The following is a 24,466-nucleotide window of genomic DNA, read 5'->3' as shown; positions in this document are numbered from 1 at the left end:
TGCGGCGTTCATGAAATTTACCTTACAACATAACGACCCAACGTCCAAGGCCAGAGCTGGTTTGATCGAAACTGATCATGGCCAAATAGAGACTCCTATCTTCATGCCTGTAGGTACTGCTGGTACTGTAAAAGCAGTTCATCAGCGCGAGATCAAAGAGGATATTAAAGCAGAGATTATATTAGGAAATACCTATCACCTTTATTTAAGACCTGGCTTGGATGTAATCAATGCAGCTGGTGGTCTTCATAAGTTTAATGGATGGGACAAGCCTATTTTGACAGATAGTGGTGGTTATCAGGTGTATAGTTTGGGTGATAATAGAAAAATCACTGAGTCTGGTGTGAAATTCAAGTCGCATATCGACGGTTCTATGCATGATTTTACTCCTGAAAATGTCATGGACATTCAGCGAGTAATAGGAGCAGACATCATCATGGCTTTTGATGAATGCACTCCATATCCATGTGATAAGAAGTATGCAGAGAACTCCATGCATATGACTCACAGATGGCTGAAGCGTTGTATAGATCATTTTGATGCAACGGATCCCATTCATGGATATTCACAGACCTTATTCCCAATTGTCCAGGGGAGTACTTATCCGGATTTGAGAAAGCAGTCAGCAGAGTTTATTGCGGAGCAAGGAAGAGAAGGAAATGCTATCGGTGGATTGTCTGTAGGAGAGCCTCATGAAGACATGTACGCAATGACCGATTTGGTTTGCGAAATCCTACCAAAGGATAAACCAAGATATTTGATGGGTGTTGGTACTCCAGAAAACATTCTGGAATGCATCGCGTTGGGTGTAGATATGTTTGATTGTGTGATGCCAACCAGAAATGCCCGAAACGGTATGCTATTTACAAGCGAAGGGATAATCAACATTAAAAATGAGCGTTGGAAGACCGATTTTTCATCAATCGATCCTGCTATTGGTGGCTATAATAGTACCTTCTACACCAAGGCATATGTTCGCCATTTGATCATGAGTAAAGAAATCTTAGGAGCACAAATTTGTAGTATCCACAATTTAACCTTCTACTTGTGGTTAGTGAAAGAAGCCAGAGAGCAAATAAAAGCGGGTACCTTTGCGAGCTGGAAAGATCAAATGGTCAAAAAAGTGACGACTAGACTTTGAAAAAATTAGACTGGTATATACTTCGTCAGATACTCACCACCTTTGTTTTTGTGGTGTTTCTGTTGGTTCTGATTATCTGTGTAATTGATTTTACAGAGAAGAATGATGACTTCATTCAGAACAATGTGTCTAGAGCACAAATTGTGAAGTATTACCTGACGTTATTTCCATATTTTGCAACACTATTAACACCAATTACCGCCTTTATTGCGGTGGTATTCGTGACAGCAAAGTTGGCTTCCAAGACTGAGATTGTTGCTATTCTAGCCTCTGGTATCTCTTTTAGGAGATTGTTGCTTCCTTATTTTATCGGTTCTGTACTCATAGCAGCTATGAGTTTTGTATTCATGGGATATGTCATACCAGATGCGAATAAATTTAGAATTGGCTTTGAGTTGAACTACTTGAAAAAACCATTCTTCTATTCAGACCGGAATATACACTTGAAGATTGCTGATAACGACTACATCTATATCGATCGATACAACAATCAGCGGGACATTGGTTATACGGTGACCTTAGAGAAGATTATCGATGAGGAACTGGTAGATAAGATTACAGCCAAAAGGATTCACTGGGATACTGCTTCCAATAAGTGGAGTCTTAAGAATTGGCAAAGGCGTCAGATTCTCGATAATGAGGAAATTATCACCGATGGTGGAGCCACTAAAGATATTGATACGCTGCTCAATATGTCTCCAGCGGATTTCCAGAACAAGGAACGGCATCATGAAACGCTTACTTTGACGGAACTGAATGATTACATTGCTTTACAGAAAAGTAGGGGAGCTGATGATGTTCAATTTTATGAAATAGAGATTTACATTCGGTACATGCAGCCTTTTGGGGTGATTATACTTTGTTTTATAGGAGTGATTGTCTCTGCACGAAAATCAAGGCGTGGTACCGGATTCCAAATAGCCCTTGGATTCTTAATAGCCTTCATCTTTATACTATTTTTCTTCCTGGCACGGGCTGTTGCCGAGGCAGGCTCTATGGATCCTGTTATAGCCGTTTGGATTCCAAATATCATCTTTACTATTGTAGGAGTATTACTCTACAATACTGTGCCTAGATAGGTTAATTCAGTCTATTTAGAATCTATGCACAATTTAATCTGATACTTAGGGTTATTTATAGGTTAAACCCCTTTTAACCGGGTTTTCAAGAACAGCCATAGATTATCCTAAAGTATCGTTATTTGAAGAAACTAGATTGGTATATACTCAGGCAGATACTTACTGCTTTCGTTTTTGTTGTTTTTCTTCTCGTGCTGATCATTTGTGTAATTGATTTTACAGAGAAGAATGATGACTTTATTCAGAACGATGTACCTAAAGCGGAGATATTCAAATACTATCTGACGCTATTTCCATATTTTGCAACGCTACTCACTCCAATTACAGCATTTATTGCTGTGGTGTTTGTGACGTCTAAAATGGCCATGAAAACAGAAATTGTAGCTGTTTTGGCTTCCGGAATCTCCTACATACGCTTTTTGATACCCTATTTTGTTGCTTCCACTCTTATAGCTGCAATGAGCTTTATATTTATGGGCTATATCATACCTGATGCCAACAAATTTAGAATTGGATTTGAGCTGAGTAATCTGAAAAGTCCATTTATCAATTCTGACGAGCATATCCATTTGAAAATTTCTGACAATGGCTATGTGTATATGAACAAATACAGCAGTCAAAGAAATATTGGGTTTCAGACCACACTTGAGGTAATTGAAAATGGTCAATTGGTTGATAAAATTACAGCCAAAAGAATCCACTGGTTACCTGATTCGAAAAGGTGGAGTATTCGAAGTTGGCAGCATAGACAAATTTTCGACACTACTGAGGTTATCAGTTCAAGTGGTATTGGTCAGCATATTGATACACTGTTGAACATGTCACCGGATGATTTTCAAAATAAGGATAGACATCAGGAGACACTCACACTTACTGAATTAAGTGATTACATCAAGTTGCAGAAGAGCAGGGGAGCTGATGATGTCAAGTTTTATGAGATAGAAACATATATCCGCTACATGCAGCCATTTGGAGTAATAATTCTTTGTTTTATTGGAGTGATTGTGTCTTCAAGGAAATCAAGAGGAGGGACCGGATTCCAGATAGCACTAGGGTTTCTAATTGCCTTTATCTTCATTTTATTTTTCTTCCTATCAAGAGCAGTTGCAGAGGCAGGTTCTTTTAATCCGATGATTGCCGTTTGGATTCCAAACATCATCTTTGCGGTAATCGGATTAATGTTATACAAGACTGTGCCTAAATGACCCAGGAGAATAAGGATTTTGGATTCTTACATTTTATTGTTTTGATATGGGGTTTTACTGCCATTTTGGGAGTATTGATAGATCTGCCTTCTGTAGAGATGGTTTTTTTCCGAACCATGATCGCCTCATTGGGTTTGGCAGTTTTGTTGGCATTATGGAAGAAGGGCTTCAATTTCAGGGCTGGTAAGCATTTTCCTATTACCCTGGGGACTGGAGTGTTGATTGCTGCTCATTGGATTTTATTCTTCTTGTCAGCCAGACTTTCTAATGTCTCTGTTTGTTTGGCGGGTATGGCTACTTGTTCACTTTGGACCAGTTTTCTAGAACCTTTGACTAGTAAGAAGAAGATCAAACTATTTGAAGTACTGTTAAGTATTCTGGCTTTTATTGGAATTGTGATCATCTTCAATGTTGAGTTTGATCATTTTCTGGGGTTAATCCTGGCAATGGTTTCGGCATTTATTGCTGCTTTATTTACAGTGATTAATGGCAACTTAACCAAGAAGGAAGATCCATTTATCATCACCTTTTATGAAATGGTCGGAGCTTGCTTATCCATTGCTTTGTTCTTCCCAATATATCTTCAATTGGAAGGTATAGATGGGTTGGCTTTAAGTCCGACTATGAGTGATTGGGGCTATTTATTGCTTTTGGGTTTGATTTGTACCGTGTTCGCTTACAGCTATTCGGTGCAACTAATGCAGAGACTTTCTGCATTTACAGTCAACCTGACAGTCAATCTGGAGCCTGTTTATGGAATTATTATGGCGCTTATTTTCTTTCCTGAAGATGAACAGATGACACCAGGGTTTTATCTAGGAACTGGATTAATATTGGCATCTGTTTTAATCTATCCGTTACTTAATAGAGCCTTTAAGAGGAAGGCGCTCGAGACAGATAATCTTCGTTAGATTCTGAATTTATACCGCAACATGAATTTGACCTCTGACCGAAGATCTCCATCAGTTTCATGGAGCCCCGAACCTACGCTTTCTACGTCTACATACTTGAATTGCGAATATCTAAGCCAAAGCGATAGAGATTTATTGACGGTGTACTGAGTCATCAAATAGGCTCTAGTACCTGTGCCATAGTAAGCAGGAATACTGAAAGCATACAAAACATCTTTTTCATAGAGGTACTGCCTGTTATTGAAATCATCAGTTTCGAATAAGGCAAAACGACTACTAACTTTCATTTTCCAAAATGACAGATTTACATCCTGAACAATAGCTAAGCCATGGGTGGTTTCATTGCCTTGCTGATAGGATGAGCCTTGTACTCGTGATTTGAAACTAAATGTTCGTCCTACAGCATAGTCCAAAATAAGAATGTAATTCCGTTTGATCGTTTCTGCTAGCTCGCTTAGGTTGCCATTTTCAGAATCAACAGATAGTTCCTTATTCTCCTGTCTGAGCTGCGCATACATGGATACTGATCTGGAGGGCTTAAAAGTAAATCTTCCCAGGTATTCAAAACCATTGGATGGTGCATTGACACGATATCTGAGCCATGGAAAATTGAATTTATCAAAGTATGCAGAAAAGGAGTATTTCCTGCTTGGGCGATAGGCTATTCCCCAATAGATGCCCTTTTCATTGATAATCCTTGATCCTTCACCGAATCCATTTCCATAGAAGGAATGAAAGTTCTTATCATAATCTCTATAGGACCAGCTAAAGTCAAGCTTAGGTGTCATTGACAACAAGATACCAGCTACCGTGCCCATTCCTCCCGATTTTGAACGAGCCACCTCGCCAAACATCATGACATTTTGATAATTGAAATTGGAGTAAATACTGCCTACAAAGTTTTGATCCCCGACAAACTCAAACTGGTTGTAATTGTTTGGCCGTTTTTGTAAAGGAGAGGAGTAATGAGTGTAAAGTCCTGTTGCTCCAACATTAAGCTGGTGCTTGATATCGTAATGAATTGCTAAACCAGTGCTCATCTCCTGAATGGAATTTTTGGAGGCTAATTCATTCGATGTTCTATGCATGCCAGTGGCTTGTATCGCATTGACAAACTCTTCAAAGTCTGAATAAGTGGTGTCATTTTGAAGTGTCCCGTCTTGCGCTAACCGCGAGCCGAATCCGGTAATTTCAATTCCACCTAACTCAAAAGTTGCTGCAGCGCCTCTGAAATATCCAGATTCTAATACCGATGAATAGGGTTTTAACCCTGTGGAGTTCCTCTTGATGGAATTAATCGTTTCAGCACCTTTTCCGGCACTAAATCCAGCACCGAGAACCAATCCCTGGCCAAATTGCATTTGATAATCACCGAGTACCAGGCTTTTGAGTTTGCCTTTATTCTGTAACGCGAAGTGATAAGAATAGTAATCAAATCCATATTGATTTTGTTCCGGGTTAAAAGCCAACTGTTCACCAGCATCTTTTTCAAAAGTTACTCCTAAACTAAAGTCTTGAGGATGACTAACTCTGAATCGACCATATATATGATTGGGATCACCTTGAAACCCTGATCCATCAGTACGTTGATATCCTTCAGACTCTTGAATGGATCGAGTATATCGAAGAAGTAGATAGTTGTTCTCTTCGGCTAGAATCCTGGTCAATAAAGGGCGAGAATCACTTGTCTCGGTAACAGTCACGAATGGAAGTAAATCTCGAATAGTTGCAACGTCAAAGTTTGGTATTGCCTGTAACTCATATTTAGAAATCAACTTTCCCACTTTCTCTCGGTATTCAAAAAAAGAATTTATTTGAATAGGACTAAGAATATATAGAGATGCTAGTTCAGGTTTGTCAACTTTGTTGAGATTAAGCGGATTGGTGTAATACATCAAGAGTGATTCGTATAAATCCTCATAGGCAATGTCATCATCTTGCACTTGAAATCGTGCTTCAGCGAATTGCTCAAGGTCAATCTCCTGACCAATAAGCAGGGTTGAAGTGAATATGCTAGCTATGAAAATGAGTTTCTTCATTCTACATCGCCAAAAGAAATGGATAAGGAGATTTCGTGAATGGCTCCTAGTTCACCACTGTTAAATGAATAGTCCATCAGAAATCCAGTAGTATTCAGTCCAAAACCAAAAGCAGCATTGGTATTCGTTCTTGATTTGTCTTCTACACCCTGCAGATTGACTCCAGTACGTAGAATAAGAAACTCTAAAAGTTCGTATTCTAGTCCTACTTTATAGATTTCTCGCTGCTCCAATTGCTTTTGTACTTCTCCGTTCAATCCGATGTTTTCCAATGGAGATACACGCAGGCCAGCCTTCATAGTAGTTGGATATTCTACGCCGTGCTTGAAATTGAAAATATGAGCACCAAAGGATATTTTATTCGTTATTTGAGCTAGTCCACCAAATTCTCCAACCCAAACACGGTCATCTTTTAAACCTTCCGTATGGGTTTGAATGACATTGATTCCTGCTCCCAGGCTAACCATTTGGAGCTTGTTGCTGAAAGAAAGTCCTACCATCTGTTGGTTGAATAGATCATCTCCAAACTTGAAGTAGCGAACTCCAATATTGACCCACTTTTGATGAACAATTGCTCCTCCACCAATCACATGAAAGCCCTCTATATTGTAGCGGTTCTGATAGCTTACCATGATGCTCGTATGTTCCAGGTTTCCTGCAGCTCCAGGGTTATTGAAAAGTGACCAGTTATTTACGGTGGCAACAGAAGCATCAGCCATGGCACTGTTGCTGGCACCTAGGGTATAATCACCATCTTGTGCGTAACAGAGTAGCGGTATTAGTAAACTTATGGCTAGTAGGTACTTCAGCATATTGCAAACTACTTTTTTCCCGTTTATAAATCAATAGTGGTTATGTTTGATTCATGATGAAGTTCGGTTGTCTGTTGATTTTGTTTGTGCTTGCCTTTACCTCCAGTATCCATGCTCAGGATAGTTTGACATATGAAAGCGGAGCATTAATGGCTGTTGGGGAATTGAGTAGAGATCAACAACAGGGAACTTGGGTGTATTTTTATCCATCAGGAGATACCAGTGCAATTCTACAATATGATCAAGCTCTTCTGGAAGGACTTCAGTTGTACTATTACCCTAATGGTAACCTACAAGCAATAGAGAATTGGTCAAAAAACATATTCGTCGATTCGGCATATTACTTTCATGAAAATGGTGAGGTAGACAGAAGAGGAGCGTATGAAAACGGACTCTATGAAGGGCTATGGGAGTTTTATTATCCAACAGGAGAGCTTCGGCAAGAGGGAAACTATCATGATGGAGTGCCTCATGGACTTTGGTTAATGTATGCTGAAAATGGCATCGTTCTGCAAGAAGGTGAATATCGTGATGGGGATGAGGAAGGTGTTTGGAAATTCTTTAATGAAACAGGAAATCCAACCTTTGAAGGCTCTTATCACTTGGGTGAGAGAACAGGAGTTTGGTATTACTTCAATAAAAAAGGAGTCAAAAAAAAGTGGAAGAACTTTAAATAACTAGAGTTCTGCCATCACGTTCGGAGCAAATCTAAATTGACCTTCAGAGTTATAGGAGTACTCAAGTCTCAGTGTTATATCATAAAGCATCACTATATCCAATCCAACTCCCAAACTGTACAATGGTTTGTCAGTTAATCTGCTGTTGATTTCGTAATTACCATAATTCACTACATATCCACCATCCGCAAAAGCTTTGGCGTAAATAGCGAAAGGTATCTTCCTGAACTTTTTCAGAGGCATAAATCGGCCTAGGTTGAATTTGGTTTGCAGGATTTCTCTTTTGATGGAGTTTTTTGTGAGGATGTTGTGTGGTCCTTCTACAATGAATTGTTCAAAGCCCCTTACGTAGTAATTGTCATCACCAAACTCTGTATAGTTAAAGTATGCGACATCTTGCGTGCTGATCTGACCTCCTATACTGGTGCTCAAGTACCATTTTTTACCTAAATCAGTGAATTTTTGAAACTGGATATTGAGCCTCCAAAGGTTTACATCATTGAAAAAGCCAAGTCCCAGCTTTTCTACACTTCCGAATTTATAGGATCCAGTCAGTGGGTAGTTTCTATTGTCACGTTTATCACTAATGTAGGAATATGCTAACCCTAAAGCTGTCTGCCTGGTGTTGCCGTTGCCTAAATAATTGGGATTCAACTGAGCAATATCATCAGATATTTGTAAGTCATATCCCTGGACTGTTAGGTAGTGATAATCATAAAACGATGGCCTATACGTGTAAACAATGTATCCAGACCATGCTTCTCGGTTTACCTGATCTACAAACTCTGATGAGTCTTCAATGAAATTAGAAACATGATCTACCGTTTCATAGCGCATTTTTTTATTGGTAACAGAACTCGCGCCAAACGTCAATCCATGCTTTTGGTTTTTATCAATGTATGGAATGGAATATTGTGTGATTAACGTTCTGTCAAAACCGAATAAGGCGACCAAACGCAAAGATTCTTTACGACCTCTTACATTATAGATATCCAATTTAGGTCCTAGGCGAACTCTACTTAAATCTTTTCCTCTGTTTACCCACCAGTCTACAGGATTTCGATCAATTGGTCTTAATACAAAGGAAGGCCACACATACCAGCGTTCTTCTAGTCTGATATGAAGATCCATCAATGCTGAATCAATGATTTGAGTCTCAAACTCTACTGTCGTAAATAAGTTGGTGTTATATACGTTGTTTCTGGAACGTTGTAGTTCATCCTCGAGCTGATAATTAGGAATGACATCTCCTTCATTAAAGCGTAGCTCTCTGGTGATAATATACTCTTTGGTTTTATCATTTCCACTAATAGCGATGTTTCGAATTTTGGTAAATCCAGTGCTATCCTGTAGCTCACTTATTCGATCTCGGGATATCTGTGCATTCACAATAAATCCTGAGAGTAGTGTAAGGGCTAAAATGATAAATTTGAGTCGATCCAGTCTCACGTTCCTACTATAGCTCAATAATCTGTTGGTTGTTAGGGTAATAATCTACAAACAGAGCGAATATAATTGTTCGCTCCAAATTTGAAGAGTACTTTTGATATGTGAAGAACGTAATTCGTAAGCTTTTTATTCTTCCGGTACTGTTTTACCAATACAGTATCTCACCTTTATTGCCTAGCACCTGCAGGTATACACCTACATGTTCCAACTATGCTAAGGATGCAATTATGAAACATGGTGTGTTCAAAGGAGGTTGGCTGGCCATCAAACGAATAGCTAGCTGTCATCCATGGGGTGGAAGTGGATATGATCCAGTTCCTTAAGGTTGCTTATCTAATTCTTTAAGTTCTTCCGTAAATCCACTTGACAAAATTGGGAATCTGCACCATGTTCTTGGATCTACATTGAAATCGTCTAAATGGAAACTCGGAGCTATGCGCTCCCGCTTCCATTGATTGATAGACCAAAGTCTGAAGAACTTTGTAATCCATTGCTTCAGTATAACATGATCTGGCCATTTGCCTTTGAGTCGATCATAAACTTCTACTGGTGATTTCTTATCTCTGACAGCTTTGTGCTCAATGTCTACCAGTACGGCGTATGGCATTAAGTCCTGCTCATCAGTTTGATGTTGGTCTTGAGGTCTTAATTCTGCTGTTGGTGTAAGGTTGTTTACATAAGACAGTCCTGTATATCCAAGTTCTTTCTCCGCATACACCAACCATTTTAGGATGAAATCTTTATCCACTGCTGCAATAGGAGAGATGCTGCCACTAGTATCTCCGTCCATCGTGGCATAACCTACATCACCTTCGCTTCGGTTGCTGGTAGATAGGAGAAGGCATTTTTTAATATTGGTCAACATCCAAATGATAGGAGAACGAGCTCTTGCCTGAATGTTTTGCATGGCAATATCATCTGTTTCCCAACTCAATGAGCGACCTAAAACTTTTTCAATGGATTTGGAGTAAGCTTCTACTTCATCGTCAATAGTCCAATGATAGAAGTTGGCGCCTAAACTTTCTGCAAGTGATCTCGCAGAGTTCAGGGTGTCTTCGGAAGAGTTTTTAGTGCCTTGATAAGCAGTATGAAACAGCTTATTGACGATTTCCTTATAACTCTCGGAAGGAGAAATTTCAATGCCAAGTTTTTGACTGAGTACCTCTGATCCTAATTCGTCCAAACCAAGCTTGACGGCTTGTGCGACTAATACTGCAATAGAGCTAGAGTCTGCTCCGCCACTTAATGAGAGTACAAAGCCTTTGCTTTTACTCTTGCGCATGTAGTCAAACAAAGCTAATGGGGCCGCCTTACCGAACTCTACATTTTGATCATGAGAGTCTGGTCTGATATTTACTTCAGTGCTTTTTGAATCTTCAAAATGAACTTCACAGCTGAGTGTTTTAAAGTCCTTGAAGCTTAGTCGAGCGTTTTTACCTTTCAGTTCTCCCTTTTGTGCAATCAATATGTCTCCATCATAGATCATTCTTCCAGCCTCATTACCCAATAGATTTGTGTAGACATACACACAATTCAGTAATTCGGAACTTTTGATTACAAGGTTTTCTCTGAAGTCCGCCTTTCCAAAGGCAAAATGACTTGCTGATGGATTGAGGATTAGATCAACATCTTTATTGATCAAATGACAGCCTGGACGATCTTCTCTCCATGCATCTTCACAGATCTCAAAGCCTATTTTTAGGTCTTTGTAATCAATAGTAATGTGCCCAAATGGATATTTTTTGCCTTCAATTTCAAAATCAATTACTTCCCCGGGTACCCAAGGCGTAAACCATCTTGGTTCGTAGTGTACTCCATCATTTGCTAGCTTTTGCTTTATGTAGAAGCCTTTAATCTCTTGATTTGCGATGAAGCAAGTAGTGTTTAAGTGAATGCCGTTCAAGTTGATTGGTAAGCCAACTGTAACGGCTATTCCGTCTGTATGAGGAAGTACTTCCTGAAGTTTTTCTAAGGCTTTGTTAGCAAGCCAATCAGAAAGAAACATGTCTTCACAACCATATCCTGTTATGCATAACTCAGGTAGACAGAGTATTTCTATATCTTCAGCTTTAGCTTGATGAATGGCTTTGGTTATGTTGGATAAGTTGTTGTCCCAATCCATCGGGATTTGATTCAGACAGGCTCCTCCAACTCTAACTACTTTTGGCACTTACTCGATATTTAAAACGTCTAAGGATTTTTGTGCGGCATCTTGCTCCGCTTTCTTCTTACTGAACCCATATCCTTTCTCATATGGTTCATCTTCTATAAACACCTGAGAGATGAATTGTTTATCTCTGGCGTCTTCATTTGATTGAATCATCTCAAATCGGATCGCTTTATTTTCCTTTTGAGACCATTCGATGATTTTGCTCTTGTAATTAGTCGTTGTTTGGGCTAATTCTTCAAAGTCGAAGTGTGGACGCATTAGTCGATTTTGAATAAACCGCTTGGTAAATCGAAAGCCCTGGTCAATATAAATGGCTCCAACTAATGCTTCTAGAGAATCTCCATAAACGGATTTGTGTGAAACACTACTTCCTTTGTGTTTATGATATTTTACAAGCCCCTTAAGGCCAATTTTTTTAGATAGATTGTTCAGTGACTCTCTATTGACAATCTTTGAACGAAGCTCCGTTAAGAAACCTTCTTCTTTAAACGGGAATCTCTTAAAAAGCATTTCTGCAACGACCATTCCGAGAATTGCATCGCCGAGATATTCTAATCTTTCGTAAGATTCCTTAATGCCTTTGTCATTGACCTCAGCAGCACTGACATGACGAGTTGCTCGCTCATAAAGGGCAATGTTGTTAGGTCTTCGACCAGTAATTATCTTGAAATTCTTGTAGAGTTCCTTGTCTTTACGGGAGAAAAGATACCTTAGATAGCCGTGTGACTTCCTAAAGATCGATGGCACTACCCGTTGTATTTACCGAAAACAATGGACGTATTGTGACCGCCAAAACCGAATGTGTTACTAATTGCAACGTTTACATCACGTTTTTGAGCCTCATTGAATGTTAGGTTCAACTTAGGGTCAATTTCCGGATCGTCGGTGAAATGGTTGATAGTAGGAGGGATGATTCCCTGATCAATGGTCATAAGCGTAGCAATACTCTCAATAGCTCCAGCAGCACCCAGTAAGTGACCAGTCATTGATTTCGTACTACTAATGTTGATGTTGTAAGCATGCTCACCCAATACTTTCTGAATCGCTTTTACTTCACCTGAATCACCAAGTGGCGTAGAAGTACCATGTGTATTGATGTAGTCAATGTCTTCAACTTTAAGTTGAGCATCTGAGATTGCTTCGTTTAATACGATCACAATACCTTCTCCTTCTGGATGTGGTGCTGTGATGTGGTAAGCATCTGCAGACATTCCTGCGCCTAAAACTTCAGCATAAATTTTTGCTCCTCTTGCTTTTGCATGCTCTAATTCTTCTAAAACGAGTGCTCCAGAACCTTCACCTAGTACAAATCCATCTCTGTCTTTGTCATAAGGGCGTGAAGCTGTTGTAGGATCATCGTTTCTTTCAGAAAGTGCTTTCAAAGCGTTGAAGCCACCAATGCCTGATTCGATTACAGAAGCTTCAGAACCTCCTGTAATAATGGCGTTGGCTTTGCCTAATCTGATGTAGTTGAATGCATCAGATAATGCATTGTTGGAGGATGCACAGGCAGATACAGTCGCGAAGTTAGGACCTCTAAAACCGTATTTAATGGAGATGAGACCTGGGGTAATGTCCAGTATCATCTTTGGTACGAAGAATGGGTTGAATCTAGGAGTACCATCGCCATTAGCAAATCCAACTACTTCCTCCTGGAATGTAGTGAATCCTCCGATACCACTACCCCAGATTACACCTATTCTGTCTTTGTTGACCTTATCAAGGTCTAAACCTGCGTCAGTAATTGCTTCGTCGCTGGCAACCATTCCGTAATGGCTGTTAAGGTCCATTTTTCTTGCTTCTTTTCTATCGATGAAGTCAAGCACGTTGAAGTCTTTTACCTCGCAGGCAAATTTTGTACGGAATTTCTCCGTATCGAATCGAGTTATAGGAGCGGCACCACTAACACCCTTAGCAAGTGCGTTCCAATAATCTGTTTTATTGTTTCCTAACGGTGTTACTGCACCGATTCCTGTAACTACGACTCTTTTCAATTCCATAAAATGGGATCTAATTATTTTACGTTTTCTTCTAAGTAAGAAATTGCTTGTCCTACAGTAGCAATATTTTCAGCTTGGTCGTCTGGGATAGAGATATTAAATTCTTTTTCGAATTCCATAATCAACTCTACTGTGTCTAGAGAGTCAGCTCCCAAGTCATTGGTGAAGCTAGCTTCAGTAGTTACTTCTGATTCTTCAACACCTAATTTGTCAATGATGATTGACTTAACCTTTTGTGCTATTTCTGACATTTCTATAATATTTAGTTAAAATTCCAGTGCAAAGAAATACATATTAGGCATTAAAATCAAAACAAATTAAACTCTTAAGAAATGGCATCTGTATAGCCTTTTAGGTAATTTAGCTTCTCATTGAGAGGAGAATGATGAAGAAGAATCGGTTAGCGTCTGATTATCCGTTTGATTTTGAGTTGATTGGCATTGTATCCTCGGTTAAAGAATACAAACTTGCCTGGCATTTAAATCAGTTGCCAGAGTTTCATTTGATCAAAGCGGAAGATGTAAAAATTGAGTTTTCAGACAATAAATTGATCCGTGTGTCCAATTTGAAAGACGAAAATGAGTTTAGACAGGCGTTCTTATTAAAGAATAAATTGGTAACGTCTAATTCTTCCATCAATCAGTACCTACTTCCAGAGCTTCAACAATTTGATTATTTGTTTAAGTTAAGTAGTCAAACTCATGAAAATTGGGCGATAGAAGTGAATAATATGTTGAAGTCAATCGAAATAATAGACTACTCTTTGGTAGTAGATATCGAGAAAATCAAAATGAAAGACAACTTATTATTCTAAACATAAAGTATTCTTTGGGTAAAAAGACACAGCAAAAGATATATTTGCTTCCTGAAATTCAGAAATATTAACAATTCACATAAAGCATGAAGGAATCGCTTTTTAAAAAGACCAAGATTGTAGCAACCATTGGCCCTGCCAGTAGAAATAAAGAAACACTTAGAGAGCTTATCAAGGCTGGAGCTAACGTTTTTCGATTAAACTTTTCGCATGGAACTCACGATGATCACAAGCAAACCATTGACATGGTGCGTGAACTTAATGAGGAGTTGGGGTCTAGTGTAGCCCTTCTACAAGATTTACAAGGTCCTAAAATCAGAGTTGGGAAAGTTGAAAATGATGGTGTTCCAATTCACCCTGGTCAGCAATTGATTATTACTACCGAGGATATATTAGGTACAAGTGAAAAAGTAAGTACAGTATATGAAGGTATAGTTAATGACGTAAAACCTGGTGATACTATTTTGATGGATGATGGAAACATCGAATTAAAAACTATCAAAGTAGAAGGTGCTGATGTATATACTGAAGTTGTACATGGTGAATTGTTGAAGTCTAGAAAAGGTATCAACCTTCCTGATTCTAATGTGTCTGCTCCTTCAATGACGGAAAAGGATATAGAAGATTTAGAGTTTGCTTTCCAATTCGATTTGGAATGGGTAGCTCTTTCTTTCGTGAGAAAGGCAAGTGATATTCATCAAATCAAAGAAAGAATTGCTAAAGCGGGTGTTAATACAAAAGTGATTGCTAAGGTTGAAAAACCAGAGGCTATTGCTAACCTTGATGAAATCATTGAAGCTACTGATGGTGTAATGGTAGCTCGTGGAGATCTAGGTGTAGAAGTTCCTTCTGAGAGAGTACCTATTCTTCAGAAAAGAATGGTAAAGAAGTGTAATCGTTTGGGTAAACCAGTAATCATTGCTACTCAGATGATGGAGAGTATGATTGAAAACCCAAGACCAACAAGAGCGGAAACAAATGATGTTGCCAATGCGGTTTTTGATGGCGCTGATGCGATCATGCTTTCTGCTGAATCTGCATCTGGTAAATTCCCTGTTCAGGCTGTACAGCAAATGAGTAAAACGATTCAGGCCGTAGAATCAGATTCCAGAACGATCTATTCTAAGTTTCAGGAAGAGGATGAGGCTTCATCTACAAGATTGAATGACCTTTTAATCAGATCTGCATGTAGGTTAGCTGATAACGTAGGTGCTAAGGCATTGATCGGAATGACCAAGTCTGGTTATTCTGGATACCGTTTGGCTATGCATAGACCAAAGGCGCATATTTTCCTGATCACCAACCAAAAGTATTTATTGAGACAAATGAATCTTGTTTGGGGTGTTACAGGCTTCTACTATGATAAGACTGAAGGTATCGATGATACTTTGGAGCAAATTGAAAAGCAACTCGTAGCAGAAGGTTATTTAGAAAAAGGAGATGTATATATCAATACAGCTAGTATGCCTTCACACTGGAAAGGTCACACTAATATGGTAAGGGTAAGTGAGGTAGAGTAATCTCTTACTACTTGTAAAATTTGAAGAGGCCGTCTCAAAAGTATTTGAGTCGGTCTTTTTGTTTTAGAGAGATTCAAGATTGGATTCATCAGGATATTATGAGATTTTTAGATTTGAGCAAATGCTTCTTAGCATCAAGCAGCCTTCTTGGCCAGATTGTGAGCTAATGCGAGTAACCCTGCTTCTATTTCTACCTTATCGGTGCCTTTGAGCATAAACCTTCGGAAGCCTCGATTGTGTTTAATTGCTGCAAAGACAGCCTCAACATCCCAAGGTCTTTTGGATCTATGAGCCAATCCTTGGTCAGAGAATAAGTTTTGCCTCACTTTCTGCTTATGTCGCCGGAGATTATGATTGATTTCTACAATTCGGCTGCCTTTACTCTTATGACAAGAGCCTCTCAAAGAACATCCATTGCAGTTTTTAGCCTGATATCGTGCATAAGTTTGTTTATAACCTGCCGATGATTCTGATTTTCGATCAGCTATCCGATCCATTGGTTGCCCCATTGGACAGTATAGCTTATCCTTCTCTTCATTATAATGCAGATTGTCCGCTCTGAAGGGGTTTTCCTTCCACTTCTTTGACTGCTCTTTGTGGAAGTAATTGTACTTCACATAGGGTTCTATGGTTTGTTTTTCCAGATAGTCGTAGTTTTCTTCACTGCCATATCCGGCATCTGCACAGATTGACTCAGGGTTGGTTTTGTAAATGTTTTGATACTGCTGAAGATGTGGTTTGAGGGTAAGTGTATCTGTAGGGTTTTGATGGATGCTGTAGTTGACAATGAACTGGTCTGAAGTGCTGATCTGGAGGTTATAGCCTGGTTTGAGCTGGCCATTGAGCATGTGATCCTCTTTCATCCTCATAAAAGTGGCTCCAGGATCGGTTTTAGAGTAGCTATTCCTGTTTTCACCCATGATGGCTTCTTTTTCAGCATACTCTTCTAGCTTGGCTGGCCAGTTCTTTTTAGCATAGTTGAGCTTTTGTTTGACTTTCTTGTTGACAGGCTTGTCTTCCAGTGCTTTGTCTATCCTTTCGATAGTTTGACTGACTTTTTCCTTGTCTATCTCCTTAAAATCAGGCTTTTCTTCACTAGACAACTCCTCTTCTGCTAGCTCCTGCGTGTAATCCCACAGCTCATCGAGCTGCTTGGCTATGCGCTCTTTGCTCGTCTGGATAGCCCGCCCCCAAACGAAGGTGTATTTATTAGCGTTGGCTTCTATCTTAGTGCCATCTGTGTAGATGTTTTTGATACTTACCAGTCCCTCTTCAACCAACAACTCAACAACCTGACCGAATACCTGCCTCAGGGCATCTTTAAGTCGCTCACTTCTAAATCGGGCAATTGTATTATGATCTGGACGATTCATTGCCGAAAGCCACATCATATGGATATTCTCTTTTAAAGCAGCTTCCAGTTTTCTGGACGAGTAAATATTGGTCAGATATCCATAAACAAGCACTTTTAATAGCATCCGAGGATGATATACCGAAGTTCCTCCAGGCTTATACTGCTTCAATAAAGGTTCCACATTGATTTGGTCGATTACAGCATTAACCACCCGTACCGGATGATTTTCTTCTATCAGCTCCTCCAGAGATGGAGGAAGTAGCATCACTTGTGATGGAGTGTAATCTTTAAAGACTAAATTTGAATTACGCACACGACTAATTTAATCAGTTAGTCACAAAAAAAAGCCAAGAACTTAATTGTTCCCGGCTTTCTTTTTATAAAAAAGGAGACTGCCTTTTGAGACAGCCTCTTTTTTGTTATCAAATGAATGATTATTTGGACTCAACACCCATTCTTTCTAAATAGTCTTCAAGTGGTCCAAGCCCAACAGATTGTCTTCTATCGTTCACATTTTCTGGGTCTTCCAAATCGTATAGTTTGTCTTTGCCTGTGTCAGGATCTGATACTATTTGAGATCCATATTTTTGAGGTTTTCCATTTCTCATTAAAATGCGGTCATGGAGTAAAGCTAGGTGACTTCCGTTTGATTCTCCTTTCTTAACCGATTCTTCTAATAGAGGAACGTATTTTTCCTGAAGTTCGAGTGAAGCGTGTTGTATAACCAACCAAAGTGTAATATTAGCTTTGCCTCCAACTACATTTTTTCCAACCCAGCCATATTGATCAATGATACCGATTACATCGGCTTCATTCAGACTATCTTCTCTGGCCATCAATTTCCAGAAATACTTCATTTCATCTGAGTCTTTGCCAAACTTAGTTTCAGCATCTCGCCAAAGTTGTCTTAGCATTTGATCTCTCACATAGATTTGTTCGAGTTGTGTCTTTAAAGGTTTATTGAAGTCTTTTTCATATTCATCTAAATTGGCTTGCGCTATCTTAATAATGTCAGTCCATTCAGGCACTTCATGAAGATTGGTTAAGTCCGTATCACTTTTCAGGTGTGAAACATTCGTCCAGCCTGCGTTAACGGCCTTGGTTAAATAATCTACTGCATTATTATTTTGACCAGCAAGAGCAAAGGAACATGCTGCATTGTAGTATTGTGAGGATGATCCTTTCTGTATAGTAAATGCTTGCTCATAGGACTTACCTGACTCTATAAAGTCTTTCGATTGATATTGCTGGTTAGCCAGGGTTATAAGGTCGTTAAAAGACTGTGCGAGATTTGACAAGCTAAAAAATAGGAGGACTGTTAATATCTGGTATTTCATATTATAACTAATTATTTAGTTCGAATATATTCAAATGGTTTGCAGGGTCAAATTTATTAACTAATTATTTAGTTATTAATGGGGTCTAAGATTTTGTTATTCCGCATTACTACTTGTTATCGGGGTATAAAAAAATCCTATTCACAACCAGTGATATAAGCTGCTATTATTGCGCTGTTAAAACGCATTAATTAAAGTTATATCATATGAGAAAGATAATTGCATTAAGCTGGCTCGTTGTTTTAGGTGCATTAGTTCCTGCTTGTCAGCAGAATGAAGCGGCTGAAGAGAAAGCAGATGGCATGTCTGGAGCAACCAGCAAAAAAAGTAAATCTAACCTTGCGGCAACAGCCAATGCTGAATGGTGGCCAAATCAACTAAACGTTAGCATTCTTCGACAGCATTCAAATAAATCCAATCCAATGGGAGAGGAGTTTAATTATGCTGAGGAATTCAATAGTGTTGACTACTTTCAACTTAAAGAAGATATCCGTAAAGTTTTAACAGAGTCACAAGACTGGTGGCCTGCTGACTTTGGACATTATGGTGGATTGTTTATTAGAATGGCGTGGCATAGTGCAGGTACTTATAGAACAGCTGACGGTCGCGGTGGATCAAGAGCTGGGCAGCAACGATTTGCTCCATTGAATAGTTGGCCTGATAATGCTAACCTTGATAAAGCCAGAAGACTTATTTGGCCAATCAAACAAAAGTACGGAGAGAAGATATCCTGGGCAGATTTAATGGTCTTGACCGGAAATGTGGCCCTTGAAGATATGGGCTTCAAAACGTTTGGTTTTGCTGGAGGTAGAGAAGATACCTGGGAGCCGGAGTTGGATATTTACTGGGGAGCTGAGAAAACATGGCTTGATGATGGTAAGAGGTATTCAGGAGAAAGAGAATTAGAAGATCCACTAGCAGCGGTTCAGATGGGATTAATCTATGTGAATCCAGAAGGGCCAAATGGGAATCCTGATCCACTTGCAGCAGCTGACGACATCAGAGCAACCTTTGGTAGAATGGGTATGAACAGTGAAGAAACCGTTGCCTTGATAGCTGGAGGACATACTTTGGGTAAAGCTCACGGCGCTGGTCCAGCAAGCAATGTGGGATCAGACCCAGAAGCGTCAAGTATTGAGGAGCAAGGCTTTGGCTGGAAAAGTGAATATGGTACTGGAAAAGGTAAGGATGCCATCACTTCAGGACTAGAAGTAACTTGGACACCAACACCTACTAGATGGAGTCATTTGTTCTTTGTGAGTTTGTTTGAAAACGAATGGGAGTTGACTAAAAGCCCTGCAGGTGCACATCAGTGGGTAGCGAAAGATTCGAAGATGAAAGTGCCAGATGCATTTGAAGAAGGAAAATTTCAAGCGCCAACAATGTTTACCACAGACCTTTCATTGAGATTTGATCCAGAATTCGAGAAAATATCAAGAAAGTTTTATGAGAACCCTGAATCGTTCAATGATGCTTTCGCAAGAGCATGGTTTAAACTTACTCACAGAGATATGGGGCCAAATACAACCTACCTTGGGCCTGAGGCACCAACAGAAGATTTGATTTGGCAAGATCCAATTCCTGCTGTTGATCACAAGTTGATTACATCTAGTGATGTAGCTTCTTTGAAAAAGCAATTGTTGAACTCAGGATTGTCTCTTCAGGAGATGGTGACTACAGCTTGGGCGTCTGCATCTACCTATAGAGGTTCGGATAGACGAGGTGGTGCAAATGGAGCAAGAATTGCTTTGGAGCCAATGAATAACTGGGAAGTAAATAATCCTGAACAATTATCAAAAGTACTAGCTACTTACTCCAAAATTCAGGAAGAGTTCAATGCTAAATCAGATGACAAGAAGGTTTCACTTGCTGACTTGATTGTTTTGGCAGGAGATGCTGCTATAGAAAAGGCTGCAGCTAATGCAGGGTATAAGGTGACTTTATCTTTTGTGCCAGGTAGAATGGATGCGCTACAAGAACAAACTGACGTAGAGTCATTCAATCTGTTGGAGCCAATGGCTGATGGTTTTAGAAACTACTTAAACCCAAAATATAAAACACCAACAGAGGAGTTGTTAATTGATAAAGCACAATTGTTGACTTTAACCGCTCCAGAAATGACTGTATTGTTAGGTGGTATGCGTTCACTAGGAGCTAACTATGATGGTTCTGAGTACGGTGTGTTCACTGAAAATACTAATGCTTTGAGTAATGATTTCTTCACCACTCTTCTTAGTATGGATACTCAATGGGAGCCAATTGATGAATCAAAAGAATACTTTGTTGGAAAAGACAGGAAAACTGGTGAAGTAAAATATAAAGCTTCCAGAGCTGACTTGATCTTTGGATCGAACTCAGAACTTAGAGCCTTAGCAGAAGTATACGGAAGCTATAATGCTGAAGAGAAATTTGTCAATGATTTCATTGCTGCTTGGGATAAAGTGATGAAGCTAGATCGATTTGACTTGGTTTATCAATAAGATATTATAAAATATAGTTTGGTTAGATGAAGGCTGACTCTTTGAGTTGGCTTTCTTTTTTTAATGCTTGATAAATTTAAAATTGACTTGCTTGTCATCTTTAAACCCTGTGAATACATAAACTCCGGAGTCTAATTCACTTACGTTTATTTGCTTAGTAGGTGATGTTATTTGTTGAGTCAGTTTTCCTGATTGATTGTAAATACGGATTTGATTGATAGGTTCTGATAATTGTAAAATTCCTTGAACAGGATTCGGCCAGAATCTCATCCCATTCAAGACTTCTTCGAGTATCAAATTTCCATTTTCATCAAGTCTTTGAAAGCTGTTAACCTCTTTGATTAACCATCCTTTTGGATCAAACGATAAGTCCGTTATCTGTTTAGCGAAATCTAATGCGAATTGTTGATCGTTTTGATCTTGATTAATTCGAAATAGCTCCTTAGTTCCATCTTCAAATGTTGCTTCAAATTCTAAAGGAGTGGTAAATAGATTGATGTTGGCTGTAGTTGTTTGTGATACCTTTATATTCAGCATTCCATTAGAATCTACGAACTATCCAATATCAAAAATGGGGTGTCCTTCACCGTAATACCATTCTTCAAAGAAATTGGTGAAATCTATAGATGTTTCAGTTATCAGTATTTCTTTAAAATCATTTCCAGTTGCGGTCTTATTGCCATATTCAGCGAGGTAGGCTCTTAATGCATTGAAGAATAGTTCGTCATCGTTGACTATTTGCCGAATCATATTGACTACCAGACCGCCTTTGGCATAAGTTAGGCGGAAGTTGAAGATTCTATTTTCTTCGGACGCAAATTCTTCAGGGACGTAAACCGAGCCCGTATCTGTACCTGTCACTGAAAGGATATCATCTTCTACGAGGGCATAATAATTATTGATAGACAGGATCTTTTCAGCGGCCACATATTCACAGAACCTTGCAAACCCCTCATTGATCCAGATATCTTGCCAGGAGCCACAAGTTACGTGATCTCCAAACCATTGATGGCCTAGTTCATGAGCGTTGAGTCCGAAAGTGAAAACACCCATAGTACTCATAGTTTGATGTTCCATCCCACCTCCAAATGGCGCCATTACATGTCCATATTTTTCATCAGAAAAAGGATATAACCCGAATAAGTCACTGAACAGTTCTACCATCCTAGGGAATTCATCTAGCTGCGTTTTATAATTTTCTAGCGTTTCTGGATTGTTATAAATGAAGTTCTGGATCAGAATAGAATCATTCTTCAATTCGGAGGGATAAGCGTAGTTATTATACTCAACATATTCCCCAACGGTGAATGCTTGTAAGTAATAAGCCATGGGATGATGAGTACTCCACTCATATCGCACTTTATCAGTTCCTACTTTGACAGAATTAACCAATACCCCATTGGAGCCTACTTTGAGATTTTGTTTTGTGGTGATATGAATTCGGGTCGAATCTATTTTGTCATTAAGGTCTTGTTTGGATGGCCACCAATATTTGGCGTGAAAAGGTTCTGATAATGTCCACGTGATTTGATTGCCCCACGCACCTGAAAATTCATTTGATATACCTTTTGATACTTGTTCGGAGGGATTAGGTTCTCCATGATAGTGAACTATGAGTTTATTTAATCCACTATTAAGGTCTTGAATGTCAATAAACAAGGAATCGCTCTGATGACGAAAGGTCGTTTCAATACCATTAAATGAAACATTGTTAATAGACAGTTTATCGACCAATTCTAACTCAATGATGTTGCCGTCTTCTACAATTGTAAAGTTGAGTTCACAACTACCAGAAATAGCTGTGGAGGTATTGGTTGCTTCCAGGTCAATAATTGCATGCTTTAAATCAATAGATGCCTTTTGAGCAAAGATCAATTGTGGAATTACTGTAATAAGGCTAATTAACAATATGCGGAACATACTGTAAATTACGGTAACCGTGCCAGATTAAATGCTAATGCTATTGTCGAAATTCTTAGGAACGACCATCATCACGTTCTCTTTTTCGACAACTACAGCGCCTGGTGGATCGCCTTTTCTTTTTCGAATGTATTTTTTGGGAGTATAAATAACAGGGCAGAGGCTATCTGTTTTTCTTTTGGAATACCATGCAGCCAATTGTGCCGCTGCCTCAATTACATCTTTTGGAATCTTTTTGCCTGCCTGATCTCTGATGACTACATGTGAACCAGCAACATCTTTGGCGTGAAGCCAGAGATCATTCTTGTTGGCAACCTTCAGTGTTAACTCATCATTGTGTCGTGCATTTTTTCCAACGAATACTTGATATCCATTAATCAAATAAGGGTGGTAAGGAAGGTTTTCTTCCTTTTTGGATGATTGCTGAGAGGATGATTCTTTGCGCAAGGATTTGATGTCCTCACTCTCTGCAACTTCTGCTAATTTCTTCTTTAGTTCTTCAAGTTTTACCTTTCGAGACTCAATATTGGCTTCTAGGTTGGCAATCTCCAGGTTCTGATTTTTAGCTTTGCGATATAGATTCTCCGCGTTTTTTTGAGGTGACAATTCAGGGTTTAACTTGATGTCTATTTTTTCATTGGAATAGAAATCATCAAGTGTCACAGTTTCCTGGCCCTTTTGGATGAGGTGTAAATTGGCCATCAGAATATTAGCAATTTCGTCATATCCTCTTCGATCTAATATCTTGAAAAGCTTCTCTTCCGTATTGCTGATGTAGTTTTCTGTCTTTTTTATCTGATCCTCCAGAGGTTTGATCACACTGGACTTTGCACTTGTCAAATAGTGGTTCTTAGTGAATCGAATGTACAGTTCATTCGTTGCTGAAATGGCACTTGCTAAAGGTTGATCACATGTGGTTTCAAGCAAAGAGATATTAGGCTTTGGCTCATTCAGAACGCAAATGTGATTGGTCTCTAAAAGCGCTAGTAAAGCTTGCAGTTGTTGCCATCTTTCGTTTAGATCAGCATCGAAATATCCTTTTCGGGTGAGGTAGTTTTTCACTTCTTTACCCAGAGCTGGTATGTACTTGTTTGGATTACCTTCCAGCGAATTGAACCTGTCAAGACTTAGGTCTAAATGCTTGTATAACTCTGAAGGTTTGATCTCCAAATCGTTTTCTAAAACCGATCGAAATAATGACTTTACTTCATCATTTTCAGAAAGCAGAATGTTGGACCTAGATCCATGCATTTTGAAGATAAGACTCATTCCATTTTCAAAGTCAATCCAGAAGGATCGCTCATATTGGAAGACATTAACAGAGATTACCTTAATTCCTATTAGGTCTGAAAACAAGTCTGCACTGTTCCTTTTTGCTCGCTTGAAATCATTCATTATCTGGAGTAAACCAATTTGAGGCTCCAGGTTGGCTCGGATGTAAATTGTTTTGTTAGCTGAAGCAAAACCAAGTATGAGCTCATCTTTGCTCTGCGAGAAGCATTCTAATAGTTCGAGATCTGTTAATTCTTGATCTAGCTCTTTGGCTAGTCTTTTCAAG

The 24,466-nt window shown here is 39.1% G+C and carries 21 protein-coding genes; 9 read left to right on the top strand and 12 right to left on the bottom strand.

Translation table 11 applies throughout. The features are described 5' to 3' along the window. Window positions 1–10: 10 nt before the first annotated feature. The 4 genes from tgt (at window position 11) to NXS00_RS14610 (ending at window position 4,336) form a co-directional block, all read left to right on the top strand. Window positions 11–1,141 (top strand): tRNA guanosine(34) transglycosylase Tgt, encoded by a 1,131-nt coding sequence (tgt, locus tag NXS00_RS14625; protein ID WP_258099964.1) that lies wholly within the window; start codon window positions 11–13, stop codon window positions 1,139–1,141. After that, window positions 1,138–2,220: an LptF/LptG family permease gene (locus NXS00_RS14620; protein WP_258099963.1), complete on the top strand. Its 1,083-nt coding sequence runs from the start codon at window positions 1,138–1,140 to the stop codon at window positions 2,218–2,220. Before tgt ends, NXS00_RS14620 begins: the two co-directional genes overlap by 4 nt. Window positions 2,221–2,342: 122 nt before the next feature. Beyond that, the gene (locus NXS00_RS14615) at window positions 2,343–3,425 is read left to right on the top strand and encodes an LptF/LptG family permease (protein ID WP_258099962.1); all 1,083 of its coding nucleotides are present in this window, start codon (window positions 2,343–2,345) and stop codon (window positions 3,423–3,425) included. Next, window positions 3,422–4,336 carry a DMT family transporter gene (locus NXS00_RS14610; protein WP_258099961.1) on the top strand — a complete coding sequence of 305 codons (915 nt, stop codon included), beginning with the start codon at window positions 3,422–3,424 and terminating at the stop codon, window positions 4,334–4,336. Before NXS00_RS14615 ends, NXS00_RS14610 begins: the two co-directional genes overlap by 4 nt. Here NXS00_RS14610 and NXS00_RS14605 read toward each other — a convergent pair. Together NXS00_RS14605 and NXS00_RS14600 are read right to left on the bottom strand one after the other, a co-directional pair. Further along, a complete protein-coding gene (locus tag NXS00_RS14605) occupies window positions 4,333–6,375 on the bottom strand; it encodes a ComEA family DNA-binding protein (protein ID WP_258099960.1) in 2,043 nt (680 codons plus the stop codon). The two genes, NXS00_RS14610 and NXS00_RS14605, sit on opposite strands and share 4 nt — an antisense overlap. After that, entirely contained in the window at window positions 6,372–7,187 is an 816-nt protein-coding gene (locus NXS00_RS14600; RefSeq protein ID WP_258099959.1) for a PorV/PorQ family protein, read from the bottom strand. Before NXS00_RS14600 ends, NXS00_RS14605 begins: the two co-directional genes overlap by 4 nt. Before the next feature lie 53 nt (window positions 7,188–7,240). Between NXS00_RS14600 and NXS00_RS14595 the strand changes: the two genes are divergently transcribed. Further along, on the top strand, window positions 7,241–7,864 hold the full coding sequence (locus NXS00_RS14595; protein WP_258099958.1) for a toxin-antitoxin system YwqK family antitoxin: 624 nt from the start codon (window positions 7,241–7,243) through the stop codon (window positions 7,862–7,864). On the opposite strand, the gene NXS00_RS14590 is transcribed toward NXS00_RS14595, so the two are convergent. Then, on the bottom strand, window positions 7,865–9,331 hold the full coding sequence (locus NXS00_RS14590) for a POTRA domain-containing protein (protein WP_258099957.1): 1,467 nt from the start codon (window positions 9,329–9,331) through the stop codon (window positions 7,865–7,867). A gap of 83 nt (window positions 9,332–9,414) precedes the next feature. Here NXS00_RS14590 and yidD point away from each other — a divergent pair, with 83 nt between their 5' ends. Continuing rightward, on the top strand, window positions 9,415–9,636 hold the full coding sequence (yidD, locus tag NXS00_RS14585; RefSeq protein WP_258099956.1) for a membrane protein insertion efficiency factor YidD: 222 nt from the start codon (window positions 9,415–9,417) through the stop codon (window positions 9,634–9,636). On the opposite strand, the gene nadE is transcribed toward yidD, so the two are convergent. Genes nadE through NXS00_RS14565 form a run of 4 tightly spaced genes read right to left on the bottom strand, consistent with a single transcriptional unit; the run spans window position 9,633 to window position 13,734 of the window. Beyond that, entirely contained in the window at window positions 9,633–11,483 is a 1,851-nt protein-coding gene (gene nadE / locus NXS00_RS14580; protein ID WP_308709178.1) for an NAD(+) synthase, read from the bottom strand. The two genes, yidD and nadE, sit on opposite strands and share 4 nt — an antisense overlap. Continuing rightward, window positions 11,484–12,230, bottom strand: a complete 747-nt coding sequence (gene rnc, locus NXS00_RS14575; RefSeq protein WP_258099955.1) for a ribonuclease III — start codon at window positions 12,228–12,230, stop codon at window positions 11,484–11,486. Further along, window positions 12,230–13,483 carry a beta-ketoacyl-ACP synthase II gene (gene fabF / locus NXS00_RS14570; protein ID WP_258099954.1) on the bottom strand — a complete coding sequence of 418 codons (1,254 nt, stop codon included), beginning with the start codon at window positions 13,481–13,483 and terminating at the stop codon, window positions 12,230–12,232. Before fabF ends, rnc begins: the two co-directional genes overlap by 1 nt. Window positions 13,484–13,497: 14 nt before the next feature. Beyond that, window positions 13,498–13,734: an acyl carrier protein gene (locus NXS00_RS14565; RefSeq protein ID WP_115868928.1), complete on the bottom strand. Its 237-nt coding sequence runs from the start codon at window positions 13,732–13,734 to the stop codon at window positions 13,498–13,500. Window positions 13,735–13,865: 131 nt separating this feature from the next. On the opposite strand from NXS00_RS14565, the gene NXS00_RS14560 reads away from it, so the two are divergent. Both NXS00_RS14560 and pyk read left to right on the top strand, forming a co-directional pair. Then, complete coding sequence (locus NXS00_RS14560) at window positions 13,866–14,297, top strand: IPExxxVDY family protein (protein WP_258099953.1); 432 nt, start codon at window positions 13,866–13,868, stop codon at window positions 14,295–14,297. A gap of 86 nt (window positions 14,298–14,383) precedes the next feature. Then, window positions 14,384–15,817 carry a pyruvate kinase gene (gene pyk / locus NXS00_RS14555; RefSeq protein ID WP_258099952.1) on the top strand — a complete coding sequence of 478 codons (1,434 nt, stop codon included), beginning with the start codon at window positions 14,384–14,386 and terminating at the stop codon, window positions 15,815–15,817. A 134-nt stretch (window positions 15,818–15,951) separates the two neighbouring features. Here pyk and NXS00_RS14550 read toward each other — a convergent pair whose 3' ends face one another. Together NXS00_RS14550 and NXS00_RS14545 are read right to left on the bottom strand one after the other, a co-directional pair. Then, window positions 15,952–17,484 (bottom strand): IS1182 family transposase, encoded by a 1,533-nt coding sequence (locus NXS00_RS14550; RefSeq protein ID WP_258099951.1) that lies wholly within the window; start codon window positions 17,482–17,484, stop codon window positions 15,952–15,954. Between the two features lie 121 nt (window positions 17,485–17,605). Next, a complete protein-coding gene (locus NXS00_RS14545) occupies window positions 17,606–18,508 on the bottom strand; it encodes a DUF6624 domain-containing protein (RefSeq protein ID WP_258099950.1) in 903 nt (300 codons plus the stop codon). 206 nt (window positions 18,509–18,714) lie between these two features. Here NXS00_RS14545 and katG point away from each other — a divergent pair, with 206 nt between their 5' ends. Beyond that, window positions 18,715–20,988 carry a catalase/peroxidase HPI gene (gene katG, locus NXS00_RS14540; protein ID WP_258099949.1) on the top strand — a complete coding sequence of 758 codons (2,274 nt, stop codon included), beginning with the start codon at window positions 18,715–18,717 and terminating at the stop codon, window positions 20,986–20,988. 60 nt (window positions 20,989–21,048) lie between these two features. On the opposite strand, the gene NXS00_RS14535 is transcribed toward katG, so the two are convergent. From NXS00_RS14535 to NXS00_RS14525, 3 genes are read right to left on the bottom strand one after another with little or no spacing between them, the layout of a single operon-like run. Beyond that, window positions 21,049–21,525 (bottom strand): T9SS type A sorting domain-containing protein, encoded by a 477-nt coding sequence (locus tag NXS00_RS14535; RefSeq protein ID WP_258099948.1) that lies wholly within the window; start codon window positions 21,523–21,525, stop codon window positions 21,049–21,051. Between the two features lie 18 nt (window positions 21,526–21,543). Next, window positions 21,544–22,908 (bottom strand): M1 family metallopeptidase, encoded by a 1,365-nt coding sequence (locus tag NXS00_RS14530; protein ID WP_258099947.1) that lies wholly within the window; start codon window positions 22,906–22,908, stop codon window positions 21,544–21,546. Between the two features lie 27 nt (window positions 22,909–22,935). Beyond that, complete coding sequence (locus tag NXS00_RS14525; RefSeq protein ID WP_258099946.1) at window positions 22,936–24,465, bottom strand: NFACT RNA binding domain-containing protein; 1,530 nt, start codon at window positions 24,463–24,465, stop codon at window positions 22,936–22,938. Window position 24,466 lies beyond the last annotated feature (1 nt).

Source organism: Marinoscillum pacificum (assembly GCF_024714495.1).
Lineage (GTDB): Bacteria > Bacteroidota > Bacteroidia > Cytophagales > Cyclobacteriaceae > Marinoscillum > Marinoscillum pacificum.
The sequence above is the reverse complement of the archived record's forward strand: the minus strand, read 5'-3'. Positions and strand labels throughout refer to the sequence as shown.

What these genes read in the sequence shown, in the direction of transcription:
- tgt (WP_258099964.1), top strand. Translation starts at nt 11, where the DNA reads ATGAAATTTACCTTACAACATAACGACCCAACGTCCAAGGCCAGAGCT.
- NXS00_RS14610 (WP_258099961.1), top strand. Translation starts at nt 3,422, where the DNA reads ATGACCCAGGAGAATAAGGATTTTGGATTCTTACATTTTATTGTTTTG.
- NXS00_RS14605 (WP_258099960.1), bottom strand. Translation starts at nt 6,375, where the DNA reads ATGAAGAAACTCATTTTCATAGCTAGCATATTCACTTCAACCCTGCTT.
- NXS00_RS14600 (WP_258099959.1), bottom strand. Translation starts at nt 7,187, where the DNA reads ATGCTGAAGTACCTACTAGCCATAAGTTTACTAATACCGCTACTCTGT.
- NXS00_RS14595 (WP_258099958.1), top strand. Translation starts at nt 7,241, where the DNA reads ATGATGAAGTTCGGTTGTCTGTTGATTTTGTTTGTGCTTGCCTTTACC.
- fabF (WP_258099954.1), bottom strand. Translation starts at nt 13,483, where the DNA reads ATGGAATTGAAAAGAGTCGTAGTTACAGGAATCGGTGCAGTAACACCG.
- NXS00_RS14565 (WP_115868928.1), bottom strand. Translation starts at nt 13,734, where the DNA reads ATGTCAGAAATAGCACAAAAGGTTAAGTCAATCATCATTGACAAATTA.
- NXS00_RS14560 (WP_258099953.1), top strand. Translation starts at nt 13,866, where the DNA reads ATGATGAAGAAGAATCGGTTAGCGTCTGATTATCCGTTTGATTTTGAG.
- pyk (WP_258099952.1), top strand. Translation starts at nt 14,384, where the DNA reads ATGAAGGAATCGCTTTTTAAAAAGACCAAGATTGTAGCAACCATTGGC.
- NXS00_RS14545 (WP_258099950.1), bottom strand. Translation starts at nt 18,508, where the DNA reads ATGAAATACCAGATATTAACAGTCCTCCTATTTTTTAGCTTGTCAAAT.
- katG (WP_258099949.1), top strand. Translation starts at nt 18,715, where the DNA reads ATGAGAAAGATAATTGCATTAAGCTGGCTCGTTGTTTTAGGTGCATTA.
- NXS00_RS14535 (WP_258099948.1), bottom strand. Translation starts at nt 21,525, where the DNA reads ATGCTGAATATAAAGGTATCACAAACAACTACAGCCAACATCAATCTA.
- NXS00_RS14530 (WP_258099947.1), bottom strand. Translation starts at nt 22,908, where the DNA reads ATGTTCCGCATATTGTTAATTAGCCTTATTACAGTAATTCCACAATTG.